At 51.7% G+C, this 18,321-nt stretch carries 15 protein-coding genes; 6 read left to right on the forward strand and 9 right to left on the reverse strand.

Annotation, left to right across the window (positions count from 1 at the left end; genetic code table 11):
• Positions 1-78: 78 nt before the first annotated feature.
• Both ABD843_RS01495 and ABD843_RS01500 read left to right on the forward strand, forming a co-directional pair.
• Complete coding sequence (locus ABD843_RS01495; RefSeq protein ID WP_345077435.1) at positions 79-1,722, forward strand: M1 family metallopeptidase; 1,644 nt, start codon at positions 79-81, stop codon at positions 1,720-1,722.
• Between the two features lie 104 nt (positions 1,723-1,826).
• The gene (locus ABD843_RS01500; protein ID WP_345077438.1) at positions 1,827-2,012 is read left to right on the forward strand and encodes a hypothetical protein; all 186 of its coding nucleotides are present in this window, start codon (positions 1,827-1,829) and stop codon (positions 2,010-2,012) included.
• Between the two features lie 61 nt (positions 2,013-2,073).
• On the opposite strand, the gene lpxK is transcribed toward ABD843_RS01500, so the two are convergent.
• Together lpxK and ABD843_RS01510 are read right to left on the reverse strand one after the other, a co-directional pair.
• Positions 2,074-3,201: a tetraacyldisaccharide 4'-kinase gene (gene lpxK / locus ABD843_RS01505; protein ID WP_345077441.1), complete on the reverse strand. Its 1,128-nt coding sequence runs from the start codon at positions 3,199-3,201 to the stop codon at positions 2,074-2,076.
• A gap of 118 nt (positions 3,202-3,319) precedes the next feature.
• Positions 3,320-5,716, reverse strand: coding sequence for a T9SS type A sorting domain-containing protein (locus ABD843_RS01510; protein WP_345077444.1), 2,397 nt, complete (start codon positions 5,714-5,716; stop codon positions 3,320-3,322).
• 153 nt (positions 5,717-5,869) lie between these two features.
• Here ABD843_RS01510 and ubiE point away from each other — a divergent pair, with 153 nt between their 5' ends.
• Positions 5,870-6,619, forward strand: coding sequence for a bifunctional demethylmenaquinone methyltransferase/2-methoxy-6-polyprenyl-1,4-benzoquinol methylase UbiE (gene ubiE / locus ABD843_RS01515; RefSeq protein ID WP_345077447.1), 750 nt, complete (start codon positions 5,870-5,872; stop codon positions 6,617-6,619).
• An 8-nt stretch (positions 6,620-6,627) separates the two neighbouring features.
• Here ubiE and ABD843_RS01520 read toward each other — a convergent pair whose 3' ends face one another.
• From ABD843_RS01520 to ABD843_RS01545, 6 genes are all read right to left on the reverse strand, one after another.
• On the reverse strand, positions 6,628-7,356 hold the full coding sequence (locus tag ABD843_RS01520; protein WP_345077450.1) for a DUF481 domain-containing protein: 729 nt from the start codon (positions 7,354-7,356) through the stop codon (positions 6,628-6,630).
• Between the two features lie 26 nt (positions 7,357-7,382).
• Entirely contained in the window at positions 7,383-7,685 is a 303-nt protein-coding gene (locus tag ABD843_RS01525) for a rhodanese-like domain-containing protein (RefSeq protein WP_345077452.1), read from the reverse strand.
• A gap of 43 nt (positions 7,686-7,728) precedes the next feature.
• Entirely contained in the window at positions 7,729-9,612 is a 1,884-nt protein-coding gene (locus ABD843_RS01530; RefSeq protein ID WP_345077455.1) for a T9SS type A sorting domain-containing protein, read from the reverse strand.
• Between the two features lie 41 nt (positions 9,613-9,653).
• The gene (locus tag ABD843_RS01535; RefSeq protein WP_345077457.1) at positions 9,654-10,466 is read right to left on the reverse strand and encodes a PASTA domain-containing protein; all 813 of its coding nucleotides are present in this window, start codon (positions 10,464-10,466) and stop codon (positions 9,654-9,656) included.
• A gap of 27 nt (positions 10,467-10,493) precedes the next feature.
• The gene (locus tag ABD843_RS01540) at positions 10,494-11,486 is read right to left on the reverse strand and encodes a D-alanine--D-alanine ligase (RefSeq protein ID WP_345077459.1); all 993 of its coding nucleotides are present in this window, start codon (positions 11,484-11,486) and stop codon (positions 10,494-10,496) included.
• 198 nt (positions 11,487-11,684) lie between these two features.
• Complete coding sequence (locus ABD843_RS01545; RefSeq protein WP_345077462.1) at positions 11,685-12,740, reverse strand: hypothetical protein; 1,056 nt, start codon at positions 12,738-12,740, stop codon at positions 11,685-11,687.
• A 518-nt stretch (positions 12,741-13,258) separates the two neighbouring features.
• On the opposite strand from ABD843_RS01545, the gene ABD843_RS01550 reads away from it, so the two are divergent.
• The 3 genes from ABD843_RS01550 to ABD843_RS01560 are packed head-to-tail and all read left to right on the forward strand — an operon-like array spanning position 13,259 to position 16,979.
• Positions 13,259-15,559 carry a monovalent cation:proton antiporter family protein gene (locus ABD843_RS01550; protein ID WP_345077465.1) on the forward strand — a complete coding sequence of 767 codons (2,301 nt, stop codon included), beginning with the start codon at positions 13,259-13,261 and terminating at the stop codon, positions 15,557-15,559.
• The gene (locus ABD843_RS01555) at positions 15,556-16,107 is read left to right on the forward strand and encodes a hypothetical protein (RefSeq protein ID WP_345077468.1); all 552 of its coding nucleotides are present in this window, start codon (positions 15,556-15,558) and stop codon (positions 16,105-16,107) included. The genes ABD843_RS01550 and ABD843_RS01555 overlap by 4 nt, the downstream gene beginning before the upstream one ends.
• 53 nt (positions 16,108-16,160) lie before the next feature.
• Positions 16,161-16,979 carry a 2,3,4,5-tetrahydropyridine-2,6-dicarboxylate N-succinyltransferase gene (locus tag ABD843_RS01560; RefSeq protein WP_345077471.1) on the forward strand — a complete coding sequence of 273 codons (819 nt, stop codon included), beginning with the start codon at positions 16,161-16,163 and terminating at the stop codon, positions 16,977-16,979.
• Between the two features lie 4 nt (positions 16,980-16,983).
• On the opposite strand, the gene ABD843_RS01565 is transcribed toward ABD843_RS01560, so the two are convergent.
• Positions 16,984-18,306: an APC family permease gene (locus ABD843_RS01565; RefSeq protein ID WP_345077474.1), complete on the reverse strand. Its 1,323-nt coding sequence runs from the start codon at positions 18,304-18,306 to the stop codon at positions 16,984-16,986.
• Between the last annotated feature and the right edge of the window lie 15 nt (positions 18,307-18,321).

Raw genomic sequence — 18,321 nt, forward strand, 5'->3', positions numbered from 1 at the left:
TGTGGCTCTGAAATTCCCTACCTATTTCACACCGCGGGGCGCGCACCGTATGTGCGCTACTGTGTATCTTGCAGGGGTATGAAGCATATATTCAGTTCCATCCTGCTGGTGGTAGGTCTGTTGGCCCCGGCCCATACATTCGCATTCGACCGTGCCGATACCCTGCGCGGCAGCAATGGGCGTGGCCGTAGCTGGTGGGATGTACGCCGCTATCACCTGGATGTGCGGTTCGATACCCTGAAAGAAAGCATTAGTGGACGGGTGCAGATATTCTACAAGATCACCGGTGCCACTACCGATAGCATGCAGATAGACCTGCAGGAACCCATGCAGTTGGATAGTGTTTTTGTCATACCTTCTATCCACTCATCGCGCATACAGCGGGCGGCCTTTGTAAGGGACGGCAATGCATGGTGGATATTGCACGACTTCCGCAGAACCCCTATGGATAGCACGGCATCGCTGGTGCTTTACTACCATGGCACACCCCGCAAGGCAGTGAACCCACCCTGGGATGGTGGCTTTAGCTGGCGGCATGATGAGGCAGGGGTACCGCTCATAGCGGTATCGTGCCAGGGACTGGGTGCCAGCGTATGGTGGCCCTGCAAGGATGCCCAATGGGAAGAGCCTGAACAGGGTATGCGCATAAGCCTGGAAGCGCCTGCCAACCTGCAGGCCATAAGCAATGGCCGCAAGGAAAGTGAGCATAGCGATGGCAGCTACAAAACGACCATATGGGAAGTACGCAACCCGATAAACAATTATGATGTTACCTTTTACATAGGCGACTATGTACACTGGAGCGATACCCTGCTAGGCGAAAAAGGTAAGCTGGACCTGGGTTATTATGTACTGCGCAGCAATGAGGAAAAAGCCCGCAAGCAGTTCGAGGTGGTAAAGCCAATGATACGCTGTTTCGAGTACTGGATGGGCCCATATCCCTTTTATGAGGATGGCTATAAACTGGTAGAAGCACCCTACCTGGGCATGGAACACCAGAGCGCCATTGCCTATGGCAACGATTACAAGATGGGTTATAAGGGGTACGACCGCTCGCTTACGGGTTTTGGGCTGAAGTGGGATTACATCATCATTCACGAAAGCGGGCATGAGTGGTTCGGCAATAATGTGACCGCGCGCGATATGGCCGACAACTGGATACATGAGGGCATCACCTCTTACTCAGAGGCGCTCTTTACCGAGTGCCAGCAGGGATGGACAAAAGGACTGAAGTATAGCCGTGGCCTGTGGCATAATATAAAGAACGAGGCGCCCGTTGTATCATCTTACGGAGTGAACTCGGAAGGCACGGGCGATATATACGAGAAGGGCGAGGCGATAATGCACATGATACGCATACTTACCGGCGACGATCAAAAATTCAGGGCCATGCTGCGCGGGCTGGGCAGCGAGTTCTATCACAGCACCGTTACCACGGCACAGGTAGAAGAATACATAGCGCGTATGACAGGCCTGAAGCTCAATGCCTTCTTCGATCAGTACCTGCGCCGAAAGGATATACCCGAGATAGAATATAGCGTGAGCAATGGTGAGCTTAGTTACAGGTTCACGAATGTAGTGCCCGGTTTTTCTCTGCCATTATCTGTAAAGGCAGGCGATAGAACTGCCTCTATCACAGTGACATCAGAATGGCAGAAAATAAAATGGGAGAGTGGGTACAATGTGAAATTCTCTGAGGACCTCCTTATTAAGGTAAAGTAGCTAAGATGCACTGCAGTAGCGGGTTTTAGTATTTGTTTATACCTTCTTTAACCTCATTTACACAGGTCGTGTCGTAACTTTATACTTCACTAAAGATCTGTGCTATGAAAAGGAAAGATCAGGATCCCAACGTGAGGAATACCCGCATGGACCCGGCGGCCTCACGATCGGGCGGTAAAAGGGTAGAGAACAAGGATGACCTTGACTCCCGTACCGGCGAAGAACAGGAAAATAAGGGTTCGCACGTTACTCACAACCGAAAGGGTGTAAAGAGTGACAAGAAACACTAGGCCGAAAGATAAAGAACGGCCATATCTGAACTGGCAGCACATGTGTGCTGCCTTTTTGTTGCTATGGTGTAAAAGGCCCTACATCAGGCAGGGGTGGAAATTCACCGCCATTGTTCTCCATTACCACGCTGTCTACATAAGTGTTTATGATACTATCGAGCTGCTCGCCCATACCAAAGAGCACATGTACCTCTATAGGCAGTATGACAATGGCAATCCCCCATTGCACCAGCTTTTCGTAGTGCAGGCGCAGGCGGGTGGCATCTTTTTCGGTGGTCACTATTATCTTGTTGGGGGTGTCCCAGTTGTCGTAGGCGGTCTTTATCTCCTCCAGGTCTGACGATACGAAGTAATGATGGTCTTTGTAGGGCAGTGAGTGTATGCCCGTCACATGCTGCCCCAGGAAGGCCACAAGCGGCTCGGGTCGGGCTATGCCGCACACCAGCAGCGCATGGGTGCCTGCTATGTTCACCGGCTGACCGGTAAAGAAGTCGTAGGGCATATTGTATCGCAGCCCGGTGAAGAATACCTGCTGGTGCGGCTTTGGGGCTATACGTTTTACCATCTCATCGGCCTGCTGGCGTGGGAAATTCTCCGGGCATTTCGATACTATGATGATGTCGGCACGTTTAGCGGCGCTTTTGCTTTCGCGCAGGTTGCCGAATGGCAGTATATGATCGCTGTAATAAGGGTGCGAACGGTCGGTGATGAGGATGTTCATACCTGCCTTTACAGATCGGTGCTGGTAGGCATCGTCCAGCAGTATGACATCCACACCGGGCCTGCGCTGCAGCAGGGAAGGTATACCTGTCATTCGCTCTTCGGCCACACTCACTACCAGCTCGGGAAATTTCAGGTGGTATTGCATGGGCTCATCGCCTATACGCAATGCATTGGACTGTTCATTTGCCAGCAGGAAACCACGCGTATGCCGCTTGTAGCCCCGGCTCATAGTGGCCACGCGGTAGCGGTATTGCAGTAGCCTTATGAGATACTCTACATGAGGTGTTTTGCCTGTGCCGCCTGTAGAGAGGTTGCCTATAGATATGACCGGCACGCTGAAGCGTACCGAGGAATAGAAACCGGTATCGTACATGCGGTTGCGCAGCCACACCAGCGCGCCATATATAAGGGCGAACGGGAACAGCAGCAAACGGAATATATAGTAGAAAACGTTTCCCTGTGACATTGTGCTGCAAAGAACGCGCAAAAAACACAAACCCCGGATAAATGGATATGATATGCGTATACAAAAAAGAACAGCCCTGTACTATACAGGGCTGTTCCTTGATCTGTTATGCGCGGTATTAGTGTTGTTTAGTAAAACGGATGGCGCTATTGGCCGTGGCGGTGCGTACACTCAGTATGTACATGCCATCGGGCCATATGTCGGCCGGCTGCACATAGGTGTCTATGTTGCCATCATTTGTTATGGTACTGGTGCTATATATCACCTGCCCCATCATATTGGTCACTTCCAGCCATACCTCGGTATCTGTACCGGTGTTCAGTGAGCCTTTTAGGTAGAAGCTGCCATTGTTGGGGTTAGGGGAAAGGGAGATGCCTGTTAAGCCTGGTCCCACTTGGTCTATACCTGCAGCCACCTTCATCTTTACCGAGTTGAAAGAATGATAGGAACACAGGCCCGAGCCCCATACCACGCAGGTAATAGAGTCGTTATTGGCAAGTGCAGCAGTGGTATATGTGGCCGCAGTAGCACCGGGAATAGCTGTTTTGTTCTTTACCCATTGGTAGCCGGGTGTGGCCCCTGCGCTTGCCGTTGCAGCCGTGAATGTGACACGCTCACCGGCAGCTATGTTCAGGCCCGTATTGGCCGATATGGATACAGAAGGCGCATAAACACTATCTACATACATAGTAATGGCATTGCTGGCCACATTGTTGCTGCTGGTGCAGCGATAGTTGCTGTTCAGCCGTACCGATACCACATCGCCATTAGCAGGCGCGTAGGTATATACCGGGCCTGTGATACCAGTAGATGTAGCGCCCTTGTACCATGTATATACCGGCCCGGCGCCGCCATATGCCGTGCCGGCCACGCTGTATATAACGGGTGTATGCTGGCATACTCTGGTGTTGGTGGCTGCAATGGTCACAGCGGGTGCCTGGTAGGGCACTACCACCATGGTCACACCATCGGTAGCAGTGGTAGTGGTAGGGCATACTACATTGCTGGTCAGCACTACATTCACTACATCGCCATTGGCAGGCGTATAGCTGTAGGTGTCGCCGGTACCCATGGGCATACTGTTCACGCTCCAGGCATAGGTAGGTGCAGTGCCGCCGCTCACAGGCGTGGCCGTAAAGGTGACCGCAGTGCCGCTACATACGGTATCGCCTGGTGTGCTGGTCACCGATACTGCGGGGGTAGACAATGGTATGATGGTGATGACCGCACTACCCGTCATATCGGCCGCGCAGCCTGCTATATTCAGTGCAGTAACCGTATATGTGCCTGCCGCAGTATATGTGCCGAAAGATATAGCTGCCCCTGTACCCACTTCTGAGGAGATGTAGCCGCTGCCATCGTATAGGTCGTATGTAGTGGCTGTGGCAGAATTGTCGAGCCCTATTGCAAGCCCTGTTCCACCTGCGCAATAGCTGCCTATGCCTGTTACCGCAAAGGCCTCCGGCGGATCGCTCACGGTCACATCGGCAGTGGCCTTGCAGCCCGATGCCAGCTCATAGGTAATGGTGGTAGTGCCTGCACTTAGCCCTGTCACCTCGCCGGTGGTGCTTACTGTGCCAACGGCCATATCACTACTGCTCCAGGTGCCACCTGTAGGTGAGCTGCCAAGGCTGGTCACATCGTGCAGGCATATGGCAGTAGTGCCGGTAATGACCGCAGGCGATGGTGTTATCGTCATGGTAGTGATGCCGGATACTGCATTGGGGCTCGTGATGCAGCCATAGCCTGTCATCACCACATCTACTTCATCGCCATCAGCAAGGGCAGAAGAAGTGTAGGCATCGAAAGTGGCCCCAGGTACATCGGCACCATTGATGCGCCATTGGTAAGATGGTGCAAGGCCGCCATTTGTGGGGGTAGCAGTAAATGTCACATGCTCGCCTGCGCAGATAGCGGTAGCTGTAGCGCCCACGCTTACCGATGCCGTACCTGCTACAGCGGTCTCTGGGGTCAGTGTGCCGAGGCTCTCACCACCTGCTATGCCTATAATGGTGCCCGATAGCACTGAGATAGTAACATTGCCTGCCGATGGGCTGGTGGTAGCAGGGCGGGCCTGCAGGTCGTTCACCCGTATATGGTCAAGGGCCATGTCGCCGGTGCCACTCACATTTATGGTGATGGCCGCTGACGTGAATGATGCTATGGTAGAAGACCCCTCCAGGTCGCCAGTAGATACAGATATGGCGGGTATGTGCGCTGAATTGAATTCCCAGCCTGCCGGTGCATCAATCCTTATGCTTATGAAGAATGTGCTGCCGGTATTTCCGAACCCATATGTATCTACCTCATCTATCCCTATGGTATTGAGCGCTGTCCATTTGGGCGATAGCCCTGCAGCGGCATAGTTGGTACATATGATGTTATTGGTCGATGTGCGTGTCACCGAAGCCGTAGTGGCATTGGCCACCACAGGTATGGCCAGCAATAGCGTTATCGCTGCCCTCCTTATTTTCCTCAGTATATTTCTTTTTTCCGGGCATCGGGATGTTAGCATAATGGTCGGTTTTTAAGTGAAGAGATGGTAAGTGAGCGGTGTTCAAAGTTACAAATTAATGACAATGCCCGGTAGGTATAAGGGGCCGTGAGATCCATATGTTTCGGGTAATGTATCGTTGTTCTAGACCCACAATTCGTACCTTTGCGATCCATGCAAACAACATCAGACCGTGAGCAGGCCGTAGTGATGCCGAATGCGGCATCGGCACAGAGCAAAAAGGAGCAGGTGGCCGAAATGTTCAATAACATTGCGGGCAAGTACGACCTTCTGAACCATCTTCTTTCTCTGGGTATAGACAAGACATGGAGGAAGAAGGCCATAGCCGTGGTAAGCGCCATAAAGCCTGCTGCTATACTGGATATAGCTACCGGTACCGGCGACCTGGCCATAGCCGCCGCGCGCGCTACCGATGCGCATGTGACAGGCCTGGATATAGCGGTACAGATGCTGGACCATGGCCGGAAGAAAATAAGCGAGCTGGGGCTGGACAAATGCATAGCCATGCAGCAGGGCGATAGCGAAGCGCTGCCTTTCGAGGCCAATAGCTTCGATGCGGTGATGTGTGCCTATGGTGTGCGCAACTTCGAGAACCTGGAGGCAGGCCTGCGCGAGATGCAGCGGGTGATGCGCCCCGGCGGGCAACTGGCCATACTGGAATTCTCATCTCCCACGGCCTTTCCCGTGAAGCAGCTCTACGGCATGTACTTCAAATATGTGCTGCCTGCTATAGGACGCATGGTGTCTAAACATAGCAGGGCATATACCTACCTGCCCGAATCGGTACAGGCATTCCCTGATGGGCAGCGTTTCTGCGATATACTTACCAAATGCGGTTTCAGCAAGGCCAATGCACGCCCGCTGACCCTGGGTGTGACCACGCTGTATACAGCCACCAAATAAAGCTTCGGTTAAAAGTATTTTTCTACTGTAAGGCCGTAATTCAGAAGCGTATTCTCGCGCCCTGTACGGTTAAAACGGTTGTAGGTATAGGTGGTATTCAGCGACAACCATTTGCGCACCTTTACACCCAGCGTGGCATTGCTGCGTATTATGTAGTCTGTAGAAGAATTGAACGAATTCTGGTAAAAAGACATGCTGCTGATGGTGACCATATCTTTTATCACGAACCTGAACGACAAGCGGAACGAATTGCGGTAAGTACTGTACTTGTCCGTAGAGTCTGCCAGTATGATGTTGCTGTTCTCATAAATGATACCGTCGCTCACGTTCAGGTAAGCATTTTTAGTATCCAGTATATTGTACGCTATGCCAGCGCCCGCCTGGTACTGGTCTATTATCTTCAGCGAGAAGCTGGACGTATAGTTGGCAAGCCCCCAATAGTAAAAGTTGGGAAATGTCTTGTACAGGTTGATGTCGGCAGTGGCCACTACGTCATTGTTGGTAAGGTTGCCCTGCTGCTGGCCATACAGCCAGCTCACATTGCCATTGCAGGCATAGGCTTTTTGCCGTATACCCAGCTTCAGCATATTCGACAGCACGAAAGAGCTGTTGGTAGTGGTCTTGTTGTATGTGCCGGTAGATACCAGCCCCGCATAGTGGTGTACAGAGTCGCTATACTGGGCATGGCACAGCATAGCGCCACATACCGCCGGCAACAGTAGTAGATACTTCCTCATAGTAATGTAAAGGTACTAACAGCTGCTTAGCCCAGCTGTTTCCACGCCATGATGCCGCCTGTAAGATTCACTACATTGGTAAAGCCTGCCTGCTCCAGCATCAGCCCGGCCTGTGTGCTGCGTGTGCCGCCTTTGCAATGCAGTATCACCTCTTCGTTGCGCAGGTCTTCCAGTTCCTCCAGTTGCATACCCATTATCTGGCCCAGGGGTATCAGCTTGCCGCCCATATTATATTCAGCATATTCTGCAGGTTCGCGTACATCTATTATGTTCAGTTTTTCACCGGCATCTATGCGTTGTTTCAGTTCTGCTGCTGTTATCTGTTTCATATGTCTTGTGTTGTGTGTTCCTTTCCCTTACAGGTGTTCGTCTCTACTCCTTTATGAGCTTTATGGCAGGGTATATGGCATCGCCGCTTACCAGGCGTGCAAAGTATATGCCGGGTGCGAAAGACGATATGTCTATGCTCATGTCCCTGCTCACAGCGCCCTCTGCCACTTTGCGGCCCTGTATGTCCATAATGGCATATGTGGCGCGTGCGCTACCTTCATGGTCTATTCTTACTACATCCCTGGCGGGGTTGGGGTATATGTTCCAGCTCCATTTCACTGCGGGCACATCGGGCAGGCGTGTACCTGTTACATCCTGGCCCAGCAGGGGGCGCATCATTATGGCCCCGCTGATGAGCGATGGCTCCCATGCCGATAGTACTTTGAAATAGGTGTGGTTGCTGCCTATACGGTTCACATCCAGCCCCAGGTACAGGCTGTCGCTGCCGCTCTCTGCAGGCAGAAATATTCCTGCGAAGAAGGTGCCCGGTGGCAGTGGCAGCGCATCGTCGAAGCGATATACCCAAAAATTGTTGATGGTGTCGGCATAGCCGGGCATACAGTACTCTTTGGTATACAGCAGCTCATCGGCCGGGGCGCCATTCACGCCTGCCAGTGAGCGGTATACATTGATGTTGAAACCTTTATTGAAGGCGAACGGTACCTGCCTGCCAAAGTATATGGACATGCCGCGCATGGTATCGGCCCGGTTCAGGTGGTGCTCTATGGCTATACGGCCCGGCAGGGTAGGGTACAGGCTCAGGTAATAGCTTTTTTCGGCAGAGCCATCGTCATAGGCCAGGTAGTTGTCGAATACCTGGTCGCGTATCACGGTATCATTGTCGGTAGGGTCGCCGGGTGCAGGCGATGTGATGAAGAACTTGTTCTGGAAAATGACCTTCTCGTAATACCCCAGGCTGGATAGCGGCAGCAATGTAACGTATTGTGGAAAGGTGACCTGCTGCACAGTATTTGCCGGTACCGTTACCGGCGTTAATGTTGCGGGTTTCAGCAGTGTACCCAGGGGTAGTGCGGTAGCGGTATAGGCATCGCTCACGCCTACCGGCATATTATAGTTGTTGCGCAGGCTGCATATGTACTGCGTAGCACGCTCTGCCGCCGGGTTGGTGAAATACTGGCGATATGGTATGGATGTATAGTCGTTGAGCAGAAAGGTAGGCTCTGCAGTGAATCCAAGGTCATTCACAACAGTATCGCCTGCCGACCGGCCTGCACCAAGGCGTATATAGTCTACGTTCCATATGGCATCGGCCCAGGCCAGCGCTGCCTTGTTGATGAATGCGAACTGGAAGAAGCTATCGAAATACAGGGTGTCGGTAATGGGTATCATCACCTGCCTGAAGGGCTGTAGTGTGCTGCCCGGTGCCGACCATATTTTTACATACCCGCCAAATCTCGTTTTGAAGAAGAGCATGAGCGAATCCTGAGGCAGGGGGTAGAAGCCATTGCCCTGTGGCTGGTAGAAAAAGCTGAAGTACACACTATCACCGGGGGCTACCACATTCAGGCTTAGGTTTATGGGCTGCGATGTGAGCGAATCGGCAATGCGGAAAGTGGTGTTGCTGAACGAATCGTAGGGTATGCCCCGCTGGTCCAGCGCATCGAACGTGGCTACGCCGCGGCTTATGGGTTTGAAGCCCATGGTGTTGTTGATGTATACATTGCGGTCCGTCCATTTTGCCATGTCGGGGTAGACGCCGGTATTGGTAAAATCTTCGAAGAAGGGTAGGGGTAGCGGATCGGTAGCGGAAGTTTTTTTGGCAAATACCGGTGAGGCAGTTACAGGAGTATTGAAAAGAGCAGGATTATAATTGATATGACCCTCATACTCCTGCCCATGGGCCAGGCCCGCAAGCAGCAATATGCCGGTAATGAATATCTGTAAGACGATGATCCTGTGTTTCACTTGCTCATTCTATATTTTGGGTCATAGTTATTAACGCTGCGTCACTGGTTCGTATTGCTCGGGCCCTGGTAGATATCCTGCGGTGCAGGGTTCTGCATTATCTGCAGGTCTATGAAGTCTCCCATCCTTATACGGTTCTTCTGCCCTGCATCGTTCAGCTGGCGTGGGCGCTGGTCGGTAACTATGGCCGATGGGGTATCGGTTATCTGGTCCATCTGGCTGGCCGGCACCATCATCGGTTGCAGGTTGAACTGGGTGAGCAGTATCAGTGCCTCATCTACCGTCATACCGGTCACATTAGGTACATCCCATTCGGTATTGCCCAGGCCATTGCCTATCACCAGGTCTATCTTGCTGCCCTGTGTTATCAGTGCGCCTGCGGCTATGGGTTTGCCCTCATAGCTTGCTTCCAGTATGGCGCCCATGGCTATATCGGCCCTGTAGGTGGTATCGCCTACCATCAGCTTGTTGTTGCGCAGTATCATTTCGGCACTGCGGTAAGACAGGTCCTTTATGTTGGGCATGGGTATGCGCGGCGGTGTCAGCATGTTCACCGTCAGAAATATGGTACGACCTTCCTTCACCAGCGATCCTGTATCGGGCACCTGTTTCAGTACGCTCATGGGCCGGAATGCAGGCTCGTAGGTAGAGTCTATGGCCACATCGAACTTCAGGTCTTTCAATATCTTTATGGCGCTGTCGGCACGTTTGCCACGCACGTCAGGCGTCAGTACTTCCTTGCCATGGTTGGTAACACAATGCAGCGATGCGAAGAACAGTATGTACAGCAATACACACGATACCAGCACCACTGCCAGGTTCAGCAAGAACGAATTTTTCAGTTTTTCCTTCATATTGCGCGATACATGCTTGTATCGTAATTATTTATTGTTGTTCATGCAGTCTTCCAGCAGCTCGCCGTAGAAGTCCTTCAGGTGCAGGCCGGCGGCCCTTACCTGCTGTGGTACTATACTGTTCTCGCTCTGGCCGGGCATGGTGTTCACTTCCAGGAAGAACAGCTTGCCTGTTCCCTTCTGCAGTATGAAATCCATGCGCACTACGCCACGGCAGTTCAGGTGGCGGTATATATGCATGGCCTTGTTCTCCAGTTGTTCGCGGGTGGTATTGTCTATTTCGGCAGGTGTCACTTCGCGTGTCACGCCGGGAGTATATTTGGCCTCGTAGTCAAAGAATTCGTTCTTGCTTATTATCTCGGTAGCGGGTAGTGCACGCAGGTAGCCATTGGTACGGTATACGCCTATGGTCAGCTCGCGGCCTTCTATGAACTCCTCTATCAGCACCTGGTCGTCTTCTTTGAAAGCCTTTTCTATGGCAGGCAGCAGGCCGCCTACATCCTTTACCTTGCTCACGCCCAGGCTGCTGCCGCTCTCGTTCGGTTTCACGAAGAGGGGTAGTTTCAGTTGGTCCAGTATGGCACCCATAGAGAAGGGTTCGCCTTTTATGAGGTGTACGGCATTGGCTATGTTCACTACATTGAAGGAGCGTACCACCTTGTTGCAATAGCTTTTATTGAAGGTAAGCGCCGATACTATAGAGTTGCATGTGGTATAGGGTATCTGCAGCATGTCCAGGTAGCCCTGTATACGGCCATCTTCGCCGGGTGTGCCATGAATGGCTATGAATACACAGTCGAAATTTATTTTCTTCCCGTCTATGGTCAGCGAGAAGTCGTTGCGGTCCACATTTAACCTCTGTCCGTTGTGCTCATGGCACCATCCTTCCTTGGTGACGATTATCTTATAAACGTTGTATCTGCTGGCGTCAAGGTTCTTTTCTATTGTCTCTGCTGTCTTTATGGATATTACATATTCGCCTGAATATCCGCCGGCTAGCAAGGCTATGTTTTTGTTCATTTTATATACTTCTGTGGTAAGGTAGCCAAAGGTAAGGAAAGCTCATGCATTTTACAGTACCCACAGTAAATTTTGGATATGCTTTGCAAGTTCGCTACAGACGCATTCCCGGCATGCGTAATGAGGCACGGACGATGCCATAAATAAAGAGCCCCTGCAGTATGCAGGGGCTCCTGGTATAGTATATCTTTTGTGGTATTAGTGAGCGCGGCCCTTCGCAGGTGTCACCCTGTTCACATCGTCGGCAGGTGCTTTCCATGCCATCCTGTTGAAGTAGATACGGGCGCCGAGCACTATGCCATAGTTGCTGGTCTTCGCTGTCTGCATCTCGTTCAGCAGAGAGTTATAGTTCACCGTGCTGGTGCCTGTTGCAGCATCCTTTATCTTGGTATCGGTAAGGCGCAGTGCGTTATTGTTCGATGTATTGGTGAAAGACTGTGCGGTATAGTATACACCTGCCCTTATGCATATGTTCCTTACCACCATGTAGTTCACAGCTACTTCGCCGGTATAGCCCAGCGAACCCGACTTGTAAGCCACATCACCCTTCTTTTCGTTGGCGGCCAGGTTCAGACCCACGCTTTTGCCTATGCTATCGTGGTGCATGAAGTATTTCACTACATCGCCCTTGGGGAAATCTTTCAGGTATTCGGCCTTGGTGATGATGAGCGACGACGGATCGGGTATGGGCGAGTTGTCGTACACCAGCTCCGGACCCTCGAATTTGTAGATGGCCTCATAGTCGAAGCGGGCATCGGTCTCGTAGCTGTTGGTCACCTTTATGTTGTACAGCAGACCTGCGTCTACGGTAAGGGCCAGCTTGTCGTTGAAGTCTTTCTTGTAGCGCAACAGTATGGGCACGTTCAGGCTCTTGCTCACTATGGTCTCCTTTATGCCGCGGGTAGTAGATATCACCTGCCTGAATATAGGATAGTTCTCGGTAGATGACCTGAATTCTATATGGAAGGTATCGAGGCTGAGGGTGCCTTTCTGCTGGTAGTAATTGATACCAACACCTATACCCAGCGAACGTTTACGGTTGAAATAATATCCAAGACGGAAGTCATAGCCTATGGATTGGCCTCCGGTGAATTTGATATCACTTTGTGTAGCATTCAGAGCGTCGGGGTAGTTCTCAGAGAAAGGGATAGCAGTGATCTTCTGATTGAGCAAGCCGCCATTTACTTGCAGGTCTGCCGATAAGCTGCGAAAATATTCGCTCCTCACCTGACCAAGCGCGCTTTGAGCGTTCAATGCAACAATTGAAGCCACTAAACATAGAATTCGCTTACTCATGTATACGATTTTAATGATCGATTATTACTTCTTTATTTACTAACTACTAGGCAATATTACGCAGAAATATGAATGTTTTTCATGCATTCTGTAATAAAAAATGTTACAGGTAGACCGACGGATCGATCCCATACACATTAGCCTATATGGCAGCAAATTTAACAAAATTAATTTACTAACAAGCCCTGCCATGAACAAAAAATAAAAAAATAATGAATTGGGAACATAAGATATCGAAGCATGGCGCAGTAAGATACAAATTAAATTGTTTTTAAATAAATAGGCCGTAAAAAATATGGGCTACAGCCGTTGGTAAGGTGTACAGATATTTTCGGCCAATATGTTTTTGAGACATGTGTAGAATACATTTTGCCGCTCCGGCCGGCCGGGTTTTTAACATTATATTCATTACCTTGTAAGACGCCTATCTTCTATCTTTATCGCTGACCCGTATTTTATATAAAAAAAATTAGTTAATGACGCATCTTCCACCACTTATATCAGACCTGGGCCTGGTAATGGGGGCAGCGGCCGTAGTGACACTCGTGTTCAAACGGCTGAAGCAACCCACTGTACTGGGTTATATACTGGCAGGCATAATGGTAGGGCCTCACTTCCCGCTATTCCCCAGCGTGGCCGATACGGAAAGCGTAGATGTATGGGCGCAGATAGGAGTGATAGTGCTGCTTTTTTGCCTGGGCCTGGAGTTCAGTTTCAAAAAACTGATGCGGGTGGGCGGCACGGCATCGGTCACCGCAGTTACAGAGATAGGCACCATGCTCCTGATGGGGTTCGGTGTGGGTAAGCTGCTGGGTTGGTCTACCACCGATTGTATTTTCCTGGGTACCATGCTGTCCATTTCTTCCACCACCATCATCATCAGGGCGTTCGATGAGCTGGGGGTAAAGGAAAAGAAGTTCACCGGCCTGGTGTTCGGCGTACTTATCGTACAAGACCTCGCCGCCATCCTTATGCTTGTATTACTGCCTACGGTGGCCGCCAGTACCAAGCTGTCGGGTACGGCCATCCTGTTCCCGGTGGGCAAGCTCATATTCTTCCTGGTGCTGTGGTTCGTGTCGGGTATCTTCTTCCTGCCTACCATATTGCGCCGCGCAGGCCGGTTCATGAACAATGAGATGCTGCTCGTCACCTCGCTGGCGCTCTGCTTCATGATGGTGATACTGGCCGCCGGGGCCGGGTTCTCACCCGCCCTCGGGGCGTTCATCATGGGCTCCATCCTTGCCGAAACCCCCCTTGGCGGAAAGATAGAGCACCTTACTGTATCTATAAAAGAGATGTTCGGGGCGGTCTTCTTCGTATCGGTAGGTATGATGATAGACCCCAATATATTGCCGCAGTACTGGCAGCAGATACTCATCATCATGCTGGTGGTGCTGGTGGCCATGCCATTCAGTACCATAGTGGGTGCCCTGCTTTCGCGGCAGCCGTTCAAGATATCGGTGCAGGCGGGTATGAGCCTTTCGCAGATAGGCGAATTTTCCTTCATCATAGCTACCATGGGCCTTACCATGAAGCTCACCGGCCCGCATCTGTACCCTGTGGCGGTGGCCGTATCGGCGCTCACGGCCTTTACCACACCTTATATGATACGGTTATCGGGGCCGCTCTACAATTGGCTCACCCGCAGACTACCCGGGAACTGGGTGACCGCCATAGACAAATACAGCCACGAGGGGCAGAAAGTGAAACCCACCAGCGACTGGAACAAGTACATCACATCTTACCTCATACAAACGGTCATTCACACTATACTGGTAGTGGGTATAGTGCTTGTGGTGTCCAATATCATATTGCCCGCGCTCGACGATCATGGCGACAATCCTGTTATAAGAATAGGTACTGCCATCACCACCTTGCTGCTCATAGCGCCCTTGCTATGGGCCCTTGCCATACGCAAGATATACCCTTCGGTAGCCAACAGGCTTTGGGAAAAACGCTACTACCGCGGCCCCATGATAGTGCTGCAACTGCTGCGCCTGGTGATAGCCTTCGTGATAATGGGTTTCGTGGTGCATAATATCGTTTCCTATACATGGGCATTGATATTGTTGGGGGTCACACTGATAACCGTACTGCTGAACTACCGGCGGCTGCAACTGGTACATTCCTGGGCCGAGCGCAGGTTCATGACCAACCTGAACGAAAAAGAGGTACTGGATAAAAGAGAGAGCGGAGCCCACCTTACCCCATGGGATGCGCATATCACCAATTTCGTAGTATCGCCCGATTTCAAAGGGGTAGGTATGACCCTGATGGAGCTAAAGCTGCGTGAGAACTACGGTGTGAACATAGCCATGATAAAACGTGGCGCCTTTACCATACAGGCGCCCGACAGGCAGGAACGCATATATCCCGAAGATACCCTGTATGTGATAGGCACCGATGACCAGGTCATTTCTTTCAAAAAGCACCTGGAAGAAAGCAGTGCGGCACGCGCACGCAAAGGGTCGCCTGAGGACGAGCTGACGCTGCAGCGCATGGAGATAGCAGAAGGATCGCCCATAGCCGGTATGACCATAAAGGCATCGGAGATAAGGGAGCGTACCAAGGGACTGATAGTGGGCATAGAACGCAACGGGGAGCGTATATTGAACCCCGAATCGAACGTGGTGCTGCTCAGCAACGACCTGCTGTGGATAGTGGGCAACATAAAGCGCATAAAGGTATTCGAGAAGATAGTGGGCACACCGCAAAGGGTGGACGGAGCACAGGAACAGAAGCCCGGCACCACAGAAAAAGACACAAAAGAGATATGAACAAGATAGCAGGTATATTGATGATAGGTATGCTATGGCTGGCCGGCAGCAGTTGCCACCGCAAAATAATGCAGCCAAAGAAAGATATAGTATACAACGAAAGCGCACAGACCACTACCTATACCGAAGCGCCGTATGGCAGCCTGGTGATACCCGGCCGCTGGGAGGCGGGAAAGTATACCAAGGGTAGCGGACATCAATACCTGTACCGGGCCGATACCAGCACCCTTGTAGCGGCCATAGGCTCCTGCAGAAGCCTGCCTTTTGGCAAGCAGCAATTGCAGGGGTATGCCGTAGTAGAGCGGTATTACGAACTGGAGAAAAAGTACCAGGACATGCAGGGACAGTCCACAAAACTGATAGTGGCCGACAGTGCCAAAAAGTATATGCTGTGGAAAGCGCATATAGATGGTATAGACCAGTACTTCCTCTTCGGGGTAAAGGATGGCGATGAATGTGCATACCGCTACCTGAACCTGAAGACGCGGAAAATGACCGCCGATGTCAGTATACAGTACCTGCGCGATATTTTTCTGGATAGCAAGTGAGCCATGATGGCTTTCCGTTACTATTTTTGACCCGCTCAACAGCACACTATTTTATGTACGCACAACTACAAGAGGCGATAGAGGCCGCATTCGCAGACCGTGAACTACTGAAGAGCACCAGCTACAGCGATGCCGTAAGGGCCGTTATAGAAGAGGTGGACAAAGGTCGCCTGCGTGTGGCGCGCGCCATAGATGGCGGCTGGGAGGTGCAGGAATGGGTGAAGAAGGCCATACTCATGTACTTCGGCATACAGCAGATGCAGACATGGGAGCTGCCGCCCTTCGAGTTCTACGACAAGATGGCCCTGAAGAAGGACTATGCATCGCTGGGCGTGCGTGCGGTGCCGCATGCTGTGGCCCGCTATGGTGCCTTCCTGGCCCGCAATGTGGTGCTGATGCCCTCTTATGTGAATATAGGCGCCTATGTAGATGAGGGTACAATGGTGGACACATGGGCCACTGTAGGCTCTTGCGCGCAGATAGGTAAGGGCGTACACCTGAGCGGTGGTGTGGGAATAGGTGGTGTATTGGAGCCGCTACAGGCATCGCCAGTCATAATAGAAGATGGCTGTTTCATAGGTTCGCGCTGCATAGTGGTAGAAGGGGTGATAGTAGAAAGAGAGGCCGTACTGGGCGCCAATGTGGTACTGACACAAAGCACCAGGATAATAGATGTGAGCGGCCCCGAACCTGTAGAATACAAGGGTAGGGTGCCTGCACGCAGTGTAGTGATACCGGGCAGTTATGCCAAAAAATTCCCTGCCGGGGAGTATCATGTGAACTGCGCCCTTATCATAGGTACCCGCAAACCATCTACCGACCTGAAGACAAGCCTGAACGATGCGCTGAGGGACTTTAATGTGTCTGTGTAGGCTATCAGCTTTGGGGTTTGTTCCCCCATATTCTTATACATAAGTAATATATAGCGAGCCCGATGGCGAATGCTGCGCCATATACATACGATGCCGCAGGGTCATCGGCCACTATGCATATGGTGACATAGGCATATGCCGCTATGAATATGAGCGGTACTATAGGGTAGGGCCGTACTTTGTAGATGCCTTCCTGCCCATCGTCCCGTTTGCGCAGCACAAAGATGGCGCTGGCGCCTAGTATCAGGCCGGTGGTGTTGAAGAACATGGTATAGTTGAGCAGCGACCCGAAAGAGTCTGCAAAGAACAGTGTAACGAGTATAGCTGCAACGAATACCGTGATGCCGAATTCCTGCACCTGTGTTCTTGGGTTCACCCGCCTGAAGATGGGTGGCAGCACACCGTCTTCGGCCATGGCGTAATATACCCGCGGGTTCGACATAATGTATACATTCACATAGGCCAGCACCGACAGGAACATGAGTATGGATGTGACCTTGTACCCCACACTGCCGAAGAGTACCTGCGCCATGCGCGCGGCCAGCACATCGGTCTGCTGCACACCGCCAAAGCCCAATACCCGGCAATAGGCGAAATTGGCCGCCAGGTATAGCGCCAGCACTATGCCTATGCCCGTGAATATGGACCGGGGTATATTGCGCTGCGGCTGTGCTATATCGCCGCCCATGTTTATGGTAAGGGCATAGCCGGTATAGGTAAAGAAGACAGGTATCAGCGATAGGCCGAAAGCGCTTATGAGGCTACCCTCATAAGGCTTATAGGTAGCTACCGGCGGTGGTGCATCATGTACGAACACCGCCATGCACAGCAATATTATCATTCCTATCTTGAAGAGGGTAAGGGCGTTCTGCAGCCGTGCGCTGGTCTTTATACCCAGGTAGTTCACCACATACAGCACCAGTACCGATGTGATGGTGGTGATCTTTATACCCGTATCGTTCTGCAGGCTGTCCGGCATCAGTACGGGGTTTATGTAGCCTGCGCCTATCATGGCCACTGCCGCTACCGATGCTATGTTGGATATGGCCAGCACCCACTCTGCCATAAAGGCCACAGAGGGGTGGTAGCAATGCGATAATGTTTTGTAGAAACCGCCTGCATGCGGGTAGCGTGCGCCTATCTCGGCAAAGGTGAGCGCGCCGCACAGGCTCACTACACCACCGAATATCCATGCCCCGTAGAATACCCATTCGCTGCCGGCCTTTATGGCCACATCGGCCGGCGTGCGAAAGATGCCCATACCTATCACCAGGCTCACCACTATCATGGTAAGGTCGAAGCGGCTGAGTAAGGGCTTTATGCTCATAAGGTATGGCCGCGG

Source organism: Nemorincola caseinilytica, assembly GCF_039540515.1.
In the GTDB taxonomy this organism is placed as follows: domain Bacteria; phylum Bacteroidota; class Bacteroidia; order Chitinophagales; family Chitinophagaceae; genus Nemorincola; species Nemorincola caseinilytica.

What these genes read in the sequence shown, in the direction of transcription:
- ABD843_RS01495 (WP_345077435.1), top strand. Translation starts at nt 79, where the DNA reads ATGAAGCATATATTCAGTTCCATCCTGCTGGTGGTAGGTCTGTTGGCC.
- ABD843_RS01500 (WP_345077438.1), top strand. Translation starts at nt 1,827, where the DNA reads ATGAAAAGGAAAGATCAGGATCCCAACGTGAGGAATACCCGCATGGAC.
- lpxK (WP_345077441.1), bottom strand. Translation starts at nt 3,201, where the DNA reads ATGTCACAGGGAAACGTTTTCTACTATATATTCCGTTTGCTGCTGTTC.
- ABD843_RS01510 (WP_345077444.1), bottom strand. Translation starts at nt 5,716, where the DNA reads ATGCTAACATCCCGATGCCCGGAAAAAAGAAATATACTGAGGAAAATA.
- ubiE (WP_345077447.1), top strand. Translation starts at nt 5,870, where the DNA reads ATGCAAACAACATCAGACCGTGAGCAGGCCGTAGTGATGCCGAATGCG.
- ABD843_RS01520 (WP_345077450.1), bottom strand. Translation starts at nt 7,356, where the DNA reads ATGAGGAAGTATCTACTACTGTTGCCGGCGGTATGTGGCGCTATGCTG.
- ABD843_RS01525 (WP_345077452.1), bottom strand. Translation starts at nt 7,685, where the DNA reads ATGAAACAGATAACAGCAGCAGAACTGAAACAACGCATAGATGCCGGT.
- ABD843_RS01535 (WP_345077457.1), bottom strand. Translation starts at nt 10,466, where the DNA reads ATGAAGGAAAAACTGAAAAATTCGTTCTTGCTGAACCTGGCAGTGGTG.
- ABD843_RS01540 (WP_345077459.1), bottom strand. Translation starts at nt 11,486, where the DNA reads ATGAACAAAAACATAGCCTTGCTAGCCGGCGGATATTCAGGCGAATAT.
- ABD843_RS01550 (WP_345077465.1), top strand. Translation starts at nt 13,259, where the DNA reads ATGACGCATCTTCCACCACTTATATCAGACCTGGGCCTGGTAATGGGG.
- ABD843_RS01555 (WP_345077468.1), top strand. Translation starts at nt 15,556, where the DNA reads ATGAACAAGATAGCAGGTATATTGATGATAGGTATGCTATGGCTGGCC.
- ABD843_RS01560 (WP_345077471.1), top strand. Translation starts at nt 16,161, where the DNA reads ATGTACGCACAACTACAAGAGGCGATAGAGGCCGCATTCGCAGACCGT.
- ABD843_RS01565 (WP_345077474.1), bottom strand. Translation starts at nt 18,306, where the DNA reads ATGAGCATAAAGCCCTTACTCAGCCGCTTCGACCTTACCATGATAGTG.